This is a genomic window from Ignavibacteriota bacterium (genome assembly GCA_016218045.1).
Taxonomy (GTDB): domain Bacteria; phylum Bacteroidota; class Ignavibacteria; order SZUA-365; family SZUA-365; genus JACRFB01.
Genome location: JACRFB010000012.1, coordinates 161394 through 170532, shown reverse-complemented (window position 1 = coordinate 170532; position 9139 = coordinate 161394). Strand labels below are relative to the sequence as shown.

General features: G+C 64.8%; 10 protein-coding genes. 2 read left to right on the top strand and 8 right to left on the bottom strand.

Going from position 1 to position 9139, the window contains the following annotated elements; all coding sequences use genetic code 11:
- Positions 1-187 precede the first annotated feature (187 nt).
- Genes HY962_04040 through HY962_04010 form a run of 7 tightly spaced genes read right to left on the bottom strand, consistent with a single transcriptional unit; the run spans position 188 to position 5273 of the window.
- Positions 188-607, bottom strand: coding sequence for an acyl-CoA thioesterase (locus HY962_04040; GenBank protein ID MBI5646079.1), 420 nt, complete (start codon positions 605-607; stop codon positions 188-190).
- 1 nt (position 608) lies between these two features.
- Positions 609-1640 (bottom strand): aminotransferase class I/II-fold pyridoxal phosphate-dependent enzyme, encoded by a 1032-nt coding sequence (locus HY962_04035; protein MBI5646078.1) that lies wholly within the window; start codon positions 1638-1640, stop codon positions 609-611.
- On the bottom strand, positions 1637-3268 hold the full coding sequence (gene lnt, locus HY962_04030; protein ID MBI5646077.1) for an apolipoprotein N-acyltransferase: 1632 nt from the start codon (positions 3266-3268) through the stop codon (positions 1637-1639). The genes HY962_04035 and lnt overlap by 4 nt, the downstream gene beginning before the upstream one ends.
- 15 nt (positions 3269-3283) lie before the next feature.
- A complete protein-coding gene (locus HY962_04025) occupies positions 3284-3880 on the bottom strand; it encodes a phosphatase PAP2 family protein (GenBank protein ID MBI5646076.1) in 597 nt (198 codons plus the stop codon).
- Between the two features lie 4 nt (positions 3881-3884).
- Positions 3885-4511: a DedA family protein gene (locus HY962_04020; GenBank protein ID MBI5646075.1), complete on the bottom strand. Its 627-nt coding sequence runs from the start codon at positions 4509-4511 to the stop codon at positions 3885-3887.
- Between the two features lie 4 nt (positions 4512-4515).
- Positions 4516-4995 carry a 2-C-methyl-D-erythritol 2,4-cyclodiphosphate synthase gene (locus HY962_04015; protein MBI5646074.1) on the bottom strand — a complete coding sequence of 160 codons (480 nt, stop codon included), beginning with the start codon at positions 4993-4995 and terminating at the stop codon, positions 4516-4518.
- A 5-nt stretch (positions 4996-5000) separates the two neighbouring features.
- Positions 5001-5273: an acylphosphatase gene (locus HY962_04010; protein MBI5646073.1), complete on the bottom strand. Its 273-nt coding sequence runs from the start codon at positions 5271-5273 to the stop codon at positions 5001-5003.
- Between the two features lie 75 nt (positions 5274-5348).
- Between HY962_04010 and HY962_04005 the strand changes: the two genes are divergently transcribed.
- Complete coding sequence (locus tag HY962_04005) at positions 5349-6914, top strand: TldD/PmbA family protein (protein MBI5646072.1); 1566 nt, start codon at positions 5349-5351, stop codon at positions 6912-6914.
- Positions 6911-8233 (top strand): hypothetical protein, encoded by a 1323-nt coding sequence (locus HY962_04000; protein MBI5646071.1) that lies wholly within the window; start codon positions 6911-6913, stop codon positions 8231-8233. The genes HY962_04005 and HY962_04000 overlap by 4 nt, the downstream gene beginning before the upstream one ends.
- Here HY962_04000 and HY962_03995 read toward each other — a convergent pair.
- Positions 8230-9138, bottom strand: coding sequence for a DMT family transporter (locus tag HY962_03995; GenBank protein MBI5646070.1), 909 nt, complete (start codon positions 9136-9138; stop codon positions 8230-8232). The genes HY962_04000 and HY962_03995 overlap by 4 nt on opposite strands.
- Between the last annotated feature and the right edge of the window lies 1 nt (position 9139).

The window sequence follows — 9139 nt, the reverse complement described above, 5'->3', positions numbered from 1 at the left end:
TGTCTCGTTGTCCCGCTGTCCCGTCGCGCTTCGACTCCGCTCAGCGAGACACCATTTCGTTGTCCCGCTGTCCCGTCGCGCTTCGACTCCGCTCAGCGAGACACCATTTCGTTGTCCCGCTGTCCCGTCGCGCTTCGACTCCGCTCAGCGAGACACCATTTCGTTGTCCCGCTGTCCCGCTGTCCCGCTACGGGAGCAGGGCGCGCAGGGTGTCGGGAATACGCGAGGGGCGGTTGCTGGCGATGTCGATGTGCACGAGGACGTGTGTGGCGGTGGCGACGAGCGTGCCGTCGGCCTGTTTGGTGATGGCGTGTTCGAAGGTGATGGACGAATCGCCGACGGCGGAAACACGCGAATGGATCAGCAGCTCATCGTCAAAAAAGGCCGCCGCGCGGTAGTCGCAGGTGTTGCGCGCCACATAGAAACGCGAGTGGGTGACAAACGTCTCGGCATCCATCGGCAGGCCGATGCCGCGAATGAATTCGACGCGGGCCTCCTCGAGAAAAAAGAAGTACCAGATGTTGTGAACGACGTTCTGACGGTCCACATGAAAGGAGCGCACACGGAAGGGATACACATGCGGAAACTGGGAGAGGTCGAGGTCCATGTCAGTCGAAGAGTTGTGTGACAATGGTGATGCAGTCGGCGGTATCCGCCGCGGAGATGTCGAGATGAAACACGGCGCGCACGGTGAAGGGATCGCTCAGGCCGGTCGCGATGCCCGCGGCGGCGAGCACCGCGGCGGCGTCGGCGGCATCCTGCCGCGCGGGGAAGCGCAGCATCACCATGTTGGTTTCAACTTCGGACGGATCGGTGCGAAAACTCGTTTTGGAGGACAGCGCCGCCGCGAAACTGCGCGCGTGCGCATGATCGTCGGCTAGCCGCGCCAGATGGTGATCGAGCGCGTAGTCGGCCGCGGCCGCGAGAATCCCGATCTGACGCATGCCCCCGCCGAGTATCTTGCGCAGCTTGTGCGCCTCGACGAGCAGCGCGCGCGGACCCAGCAACATCGATCCCACGGGCGCCCCGAGTCCCTTCGAAAAACACACCGACACGGTGTCGGCCAACGCCCCGTAACGCGCGAGCGGAACGCCGGTCTCGACATGGGCGTTCCAAATCCGCGCGCCGTCGAGATGCACGGCAAGCCCCAGCCCGCGTGCGCGCGCGGAGACCGCTTCCATGCCCTCGATGGGAAGCAGACGTCCGCCCGCCTTGTTGTGCGTGTTCTCGAGACAGACAAGCCGCGTCCGGGGATAGTAGTACGCCGGCGGCCGTACCGCCTCCTCCACCTGATCCGCGTCGAGCGCGCCGTTCACCCCCTGCAGCGGCCACACCTGCACACCGGATATGAGCGCGGGCGCGCCAGTCTCGTAGTAGTAGATGTGCGCACCCGCCTCGCAGAGAATCTCCTCCCCTGGGCGCGTGTGCACCTTGATGGCGAGCTGATTCGACATGGAGCCCGTGGGCACAAACAGGCCCGCCTCCTTGCCGAACATCGCTGCCACACGTTCCTGCAGCGCGTTGACAGTGGGATCCTCGGCGTACACATCGTCCCCCACGTCCGCGCGCAGCATGTACTCGCGCATGGCGGAGGTGGGACGCGTCACGGTGTCGCTGCGGAGATCATATTTCGGATTCATTGCTCTTTTTTCCTGCGGAGAAATATCGCCGCGAGAGTGGCGGCGGCGGCGAGAACGAGACAGAGCTGCGCGAACCAGTCGCCGTGCGCCGCGAACACGGTCGTGTCGGCGCGCAGGGGCAGCGGGCCGGCTATCCATCCACGTGTGCCGAACTGTGTTTCCTGCGAGACGCGGCCGTACGGATCGATAAAACAGCTAATGCCGTTGTTTGCGCAGCGGGCCACCGCGCGGCGGGTCTCGATCGCACGCAGCACGGCGTAGCGCTGAAGCTGATAGGGTCCGGACGAGTTTCCGAACCAGCCGTCGTTGGTCACCACCAGCAGCGCGTTCGCGCCGCGGGCCACAAATCCTGCGACAAACGAGGGGTACAGCGTCTCGTAACAGATCATCGCCCAGATCCGCGCATCCTTCCTGCGCCTATCGAGCGCGAGCACGGTGGTGTCGTTGCCGAGTCCCCAGTTGCTGATACCGACGCCCCACGTCAACGCGTCCTGCAGGAACGGCAGCATGTCGAGATACGGGATGCGCTCGCTCATCGGCGTGAGGCGCGACTTGTGATACACACCCACGCGGCTGTCGCCCGGCAGAAGCACCATCGTGGAATTAAACGACTGGTACCAGACGTCCTGTTCCGGCAGTTTGCGCGCGCCCGCGGGTGCGTCGCGCTCGTACCAGGCGAGATCCGGAAATCCCGTCAGCAGCGGCACGCCCGCGCTGTCGATATGCGCGCGGAGCCATGCCCATTCCGCGCTGTACGAGGGCTGACGGATGTAGAATGGTATCGCCGTCTCGGGAAAGAGCACCAGATCCGGCCGGGCGAACGTGACGCTGGAGTCGTAGAGCCGCATCAGGTTGGCCAGTTTGTCCGCCGCCGATTCGCCCGCGCCCCACTTTTCGTACGGATCCATGTTGGGCTGCGCGATAGCGACACGCAGGGCGGATCCGCCGACCGGTTCCGCAAGCACGATGCGTCCGTGGATCTCGGGCGCGGCAAGGAGCATCGCCGCGGCGGCGAGCGGGCGTACCGCGCGGCGCCACGCGGCCGCACCGCCTTCGAGAAGGGTCCGCGCCGCGAGCGTCAGCAGCACGTTGACAGACACGATCCAGAACGACGCGCCGAAGGCGCCGGTGTACTCGATGAACTGGACCTTCTCGATGTCGAAACACTGTGTGTTTGCGAGCAGCAGCCAGGGGAAGGACAGTTCCGGAAGATGCAGCAGATACTCCCAGGCCGTCCACAGAAACGGGAAGACGGCCAGGGTCGGTGTCGTGCCCAGGCGGCGGCGCAGCAGATGCAGCACGAGGGCCGGCACCGTGAACAGCACGGGGTGCACGAGATTCACCGCGACACCCGCGGCCTTGAGCCATGGATCCTGCCCCCACCAGCCACTGACCCACCATATCGTGCCCGCGTTGAAGACGAGGAACGCGACGTACACGTAGCGGAACACGCGCCCCGCACTGTCGCCGGCGAGCGCGTCGAGCAGAAACAGAAATGGTATCAGTGCGACAAAGGCGGTGATGCCCGTCGGCACGGGAGGAAACGCCGCCGCGAGAAGCAGACCCGTCATTCCCGCGAGTCCGAAAAGGCGGCGACGGTCGCCCCGTTCAATCTTTCTGCGCTGCATCATCGTTCCGCGTTACTACCCTGCCACCGGGACGGGGAGCGTCCGCCGCGCGGGAATCCAGGGTGTTGCGGGAATGCGTTTCTGCACGACGTCGTAGAGCAGCACCAGCAGGGCCGCTATGCCCGTCCCTATAAATGCGCCGGCCGCAACGTCGGCGGGATAATGCACACCCACGTATACGCGCGACAGCGCCACGGCAGAGGCGAGCGCGTACATGGGCGCGCGCATACGCGGAAAAAATGCGGAAATAAGATAGGCCGCTCCGAAATTATTCACCGCGTGCGACGAGGGGAAGGATTTGCCGCCGCCGCAGCCGACGAGCAGACGCACCCCTTCGAGCGCCGTGCAGGGCCGCACGCGGCCGACGAGCGGCTTGAGGACAAAACTGCTGAACTGATCGCAGCAGAGAATGACAAGGGCCAGCAGCAACACGGCGGCAAGACCCTTGCGCTTTCCCGCCACGACAATGCCGATGATCAGGAGGAGATACGGGACCGCCATCGTTTTTGTCTCGGTGACAAACACAAAAAACGCGTCGCCCGCGCCACTCGCCCACGTGGTGTTGATCCAGCGAAACAGGGCCTCGTCCCAAACGAGAAAGATCTCGAACACCGCGTCAGGCCCCTCCCGCGCCGTTCTGCCTGCGTTTGCGCGAGCGCAGCCACGCGACCAGACCCCAGCCGAGCAGACCCGTGGCAATCACGATGCTGACGACGCCGCTGTAGGTGGAGAGGTACGAGCCGATGTCGCGCCAGTTCGCGCCCATCGCGGCGCCGAGTGTGACGAGCAGCACATTCCAGAGGGCGGCGCTGACAAGCGACAGCGCGAGTGTCGGCAGCAGACGCAATTCCGACATGCCGGCGCCAAACGAGACCACGGCCCGTGTCCCGGCCATGAAGCGGTTCAGCACGATGATCCAATAGCCCCAGCGGCGGAACCAGTCCTCGACCTTCCGCACGAGTTCGACGGAGATGAACTTGATGCGGCCTGTCTCGAGCACGCGGTCGCCCACCCTGCGTCCGATCTCGTACATGGTCAGAAATCCGAGCGTGCTGCCGATCGAGGCAAGCAGCACGGTGACGGGCGCGCTGCCCACGCCGAGGCCGACAACCGATCCGGCGAAAACCACAACAACGTCGCTCGGAAACGGCGGGAAAATGTTTTCGATGTACGAGATCAGGAACACCGCGAGGTAGATGTACCCGATGTCGAGTCCCGTGATCCAGGTGACGACCGCATCCACGCGTTTAGATCCTCCGAAGCAATGACACCGCGTGCGCGGTCACACCCTCGCCGCTGCCCACAAACCCGAGCCGCTCCGACGTGGTGGCCTTCACCGACACGGCGTCCTCGTCCACACCCATCGCCGCTGCGATGTTGGCGCGCATCTCTGCGACAAAGGGCGCGATTTTGGGCCGCTCGAGCACGAGCGTCGCGTCCACATTCACCGGCGCCCAGCCCGCCTCCGCGAGCAGCGCGCACACCGCACGCAGGAGCGCCAGACTCGACGCGCCTTTGTACGCGGGATCGGTGTCGGGAAAGTGGTGCCCGATGTCGCCGAGTGCGGCGGCGCCGAGCAGCGCGTCACAGACCGCATGCAGCAGCACGTCGCCGTCGGAATGCGCCACGCAGCCGAACTCCTCCGTCACCACAACGCCGCCGAGTGTGAGCCGCAGACCCTCCGCGAGCTGGTGGACGTCGTACCCGTACCCGATGCGCGTTTCCATGGGTCTCAGCGTATCTCGAATCCGACATACCCCGCGTGCGAGGCCTCGTCCCACTGCACGCGCACATCACGCACCATACTGGCGCGCGGCCCCCGGCGCAGAGCCACGAGGAATTCCTCGAGCCGCTCGCGCTCGCCCGTTGCGTGCACCTCCACCTCGCCCGTGATCAGATTGCGCGTGAAGCCGGATATGTCCAAACGCGACGCCGTCTGCGCAGCGAAGTAGCGGAACCCGACCCCTTGCACGAGGCCCGATATGACGGCATGGAGCGAAGTCATCTCAATCTTTGAAGATAGGCCCCGGGTGCTGAATATCAAAAATTCCCTATCTTGTCGCCGGAGAATTACACCGCCATGAACAGACGATCATTCATAAAAACCGCCGGGCTGCTCGGCGTCGCAACAGTCGCGCCCCTGCACGGCTACGCCCGCGTATGGACCCCGAAAAAAGGCGACCGTGATCCCGTCGCTCTGCTGCAGGACCTCGTCGAGGAAGCCGTGGACGCGGGCGCGGACTATGCCGACGCGCGTTTTGTACGGCTGCGCACGCAGTCGCTGCAAGTGCGCAAGGACTACCTGTACTCCGTCACAAACAACGACAGCATGGGTGTGAACCTGCGTGTCCATGTCCGTGGAGCATGGGCGTCGGTGTCGACGCGCTACCCGGCACCCGTCGATCCCGAGGCCATGGCCCGCGAGGCCTGCGCGCTCGCCGGTGAAGCCGCGGGTCCGGACCGTATCCCCTTCTCAACCGAGGGCCGCATCAGCGACACCTCCGTACGCTGGCAGGGTCCCTGCACCGTGAATCCGTTCGATATCCCGCTGAAGGAAAAAAAGGACTTCCTCCTCTCAATTCTTCGGCCGGCGGCAAACAACAAAAACGTGGCGTACGCCGTGTCGAATCTGTTCCAGGTGCGCCGCGAGAGCATCTTCGTCTCATCACTCGACGCGACGGCCGAACAGACCTCCACGATCACGTATCCGAACTTCGCCGTCACCGCCTTCGATCAGCGGACCGGACGCATCGATTCGCGCTCGGGTTCACGCGAGGCGCGCCTTGGCGGCTGGGAACTCGCAACCACCGGCACTTTCGAGACCGAGGTCTGGCAGGCCGCCGACGAGGCGCTCGAGATGCAGGCCGCGCGTCCCGTGGAACCTGGCAGTTACGACCTCGTGCTCGCCCCCTCGCACATGCGCCGCGTGCTGCTCGAGACACTGCTCCCCCACCTCGATCCGCTGAGCCTGGCGGGCCTCGACGGCGACAATCCCGTGGCGAATGTGTTCACACTCGACAGACTCGCCGAGTCCCGCGCCGGATCTCCGTTGCTGAACATCTCGTGGGACACGGCCATGGAGGGCGGACTCGCGAGCTGCGGCTGGGACGACACGGGTCGGCCGGCTGCAACATACCCGATCGTCGAGCAGGGCCGCATCACGGGCATCCCCGGATCGGACGAATTGAACGCCATCACCGCGCCGTGGCGCGGTGCATGGTCGCGTGCAGGCGGCTGGCAGAGTGCGCCGCGCTTCTCGATGCCCAATATCGCCGTCGCCCCCGCGGACGAGGACACGACACTCGAGGCGCTGATACAGTCCACCGAAAAAGGTCTGCTCATCGAAGGCCGCGGCAGCATGACACACAGCATCAACCGCAGGTATTTTCATGCGGGGGGCCAGCGCGTCTGGCGCATCGAAAACGGAAAGAAGGCGGGGATGGTGCGCGACGCCGAATACGAGGCCTCGCTCGAAAGTTTCTGGAGCAGCCTGAATGCCCTGGGAGGCGCGTCGACACTGGAAACGGGTGGCGATCTCTTCCCGAACACCGTCAATCCGCAGTGGGAGGTCCCGTTCTCGCTGCGCGTTCCCGCAGCCAAGTTTGTCTCGGTCGCCGTCGTGCCGCCGCAGGAGGAGAAACGATGACACGCGAGGAAGCCCGCGACATCTGCACGCGCGCGCTGAGCGCGTCGAAGGCCGACGAAAGTTTTGTGACCGTCTCCGACATCGAGAGCGCCGGCGTCACAATCGCCGCGAATCATCCGCAGCAGCCCTCGGCGCTGCACGACAGGACCATACAGCTCAGCGTGCGTGTCGGTGATCATTACGCCACCGCCGCAACCGGCCGCAGCGACGACGAGGGACTCGCGGCCCTTGCGCGCGACGCCGCCGAAGCCGCCGCCCTTCTGCCGCCTGCACAGGCCGTGCTGCCGTATCCCGGCAGTCTCGATATCGCCGAAGCGCCCATGACCGACACCTTCACGCGTAATGATGGAACCGCGTGGCGAGCGTCCATCGCGGCCCTCGGCGCACTCGGACGCGACAGCGGCACGCTTGTCTCCGCGAAACTCGTCTCATCGCGTTCGTCACTCGCCATCGCGTCGAGCAAGGGACTCTTCGCGTATCAGCCCTGGACGCAGGCCTTCTGCCAGGTGCGTGTCCACACCCCCGACGGCGGCAGCGCGGCATTCACCGAACGCCGCTCGCATCGGCTCCGCGACATCGATCCGCTCGACCTCGCGCGGAAGGCCGTGGAAACGGCGCGCGCGTGGAAAGAGCCCGTGGAACTCAAACCGGCGCGCATCACCGCCATCTTTCTTCCGGAGGCGCTGGCGGATCTAATGCTGCCCGTGCTGCGCGCCTTCGATCAGCAGGCCGTCGACGAAAACCGCAGCATGCTGCGCAAGCTCGACGGCACGTCGCGGATCGGCAGCGAGTTCTTCGCAACTGAAGTGACTCTCCGATCCGATCCGATGGATCCGCGCGTACCGTCCATGCCGTTCACACTCGACGGGCAGCGTCTCGAACCCGTCTCCTGGGTGCGCGCGGGTGTTGTTGAACACGCGACACTCTCGCGTTTCCGCGCACTGCAGCGGCGCTCCGATCCGCTGCCCTTCCCCACCAATCTCATCATGGAGGGAGGGACGCAGACGCTGGACGACATCATCGCCTCCACCAAACACGGCGTGCTGATCCACGGATTCGGATCGGCGATGATCAGTGATCCACCGTCCGGCACCCTGACGGCACCGACGAAGGACGGCTTGTTTCTCATCGTGGACGGCAAGGTGACACGCGGCGTGCGCAATCTGGTGATGCGCGAATCGGCAGCGCACATCTTCAAGTCGATCGAAGCGATGGGCCCTGCGCAACCCGTGCAGCCGCGCAACACCCATTTCCCGATGCTGCTTCCGCCGATGCGTGTGAAGGACGTGTATTTCGAGGGACTCAGCGGAACAGTTTAATCCACGCGCCCTGCACGCCGCCGTCCGGCGAGCGTCGAGAATTCGGATGTCAGCAGTCCCGCAAGCATGATGGCGCCGCCGAGCGCGGTTTCGCCCTCGAGTCTCTCGCCGATGAACAGCGCCGCGATGGCCGCGGCCATGACGGGTTCCATCGTGTAGATCAGCGCCGCGCGTGTCGGCGTCGTTTCTCGCTGGTATTTGGAAAGGACAAAGATCGCAATCGCTGACGCGAACACGGCGAGATACACGATCGACAGGACAACCGGACCGGTGAACACCGTTGCTCGCTGCGACACGAAGGGATAGGCCACGAAGCCGATGACGCTGGTCACGGCGAACTGGTAAAACACGATCTCGCGTCGGAATCCCGCGCTGGTGAACACGTCGAGATACACGACATGGAAGGCGAAAACCACCGCGCAGCCGAGTATCAGCGCGTCGCCGGTGTTGAATGTGGCGCCGTCGGGCGAGGTGAAGATGTAGAGTCCGACCGCGACGATCACGACGCCGGCGAGATTGCCCCATGTGGGCATGCGCCGTTCGACGGCCATTTGCAGCAGCGGCGTGAACACCACGAGTGTGCCCGTGAGGAAACCTGCCTTCGATGCGGTGGTTTCGACAAGGCCCACTGTCTGCAGCGCGAAACCGCCGCCGAGCATCACGCCGAGCATGAGTCCCGCGCGCAGCGATTCGCGCGTGCTTGCGCGGATGTCGCGCCAGGTATAGATTCCGACGATACACGCCGCGAGCGCGAAGCGGAGCCCCTGCAGCATCAGCGGGGCAATGTCGTCGAGCGCGACCTTGGTCACACTGAACGTTGAACCCCAGATGAGCGTCACAGCAAGAAGATACCGTTCGCCCCGCGGAAACACGCCCGTCTCGTGGCTCTGCGGCGTCTCACTCACC

Coding starts and splice junctions, on each gene's coding strand:
- HY962_04005 (MBI5646072.1), top strand. CDS start 5,349: ATGAACAGACGATCATTCATAAAAACCGCCGGGCTGCTCGGCGTCGCA.
- HY962_04015 (MBI5646074.1), bottom strand. CDS start 4,995: ATGGAAACGCGCATCGGGTACGGGTACGACGTCCACCAGCTCGCGGAG.
- HY962_04010 (MBI5646073.1), bottom strand. CDS start 5,273: ATGACTTCGCTCCATGCCGTCATATCGGGCCTCGTGCAAGGGGTCGGG.
- HY962_04000 (MBI5646071.1), top strand. CDS start 6,911: ATGACACGCGAGGAAGCCCGCGACATCTGCACGCGCGCGCTGAGCGCG.
- lnt (MBI5646077.1), bottom strand. CDS start 3,268: ATGCAGCGCAGAAAGATTGAACGGGGCGACCGTCGCCGCCTTTTCGGA.
- HY962_04040 (MBI5646079.1), bottom strand. CDS start 607: ATGGACCTCGACCTCTCCCAGTTTCCGCATGTGTATCCCTTCCGTGTG.
- HY962_04035 (MBI5646078.1), bottom strand. CDS start 1,640: ATGAATCCGAAATATGATCTCCGCAGCGACACCGTGACGCGTCCCACC.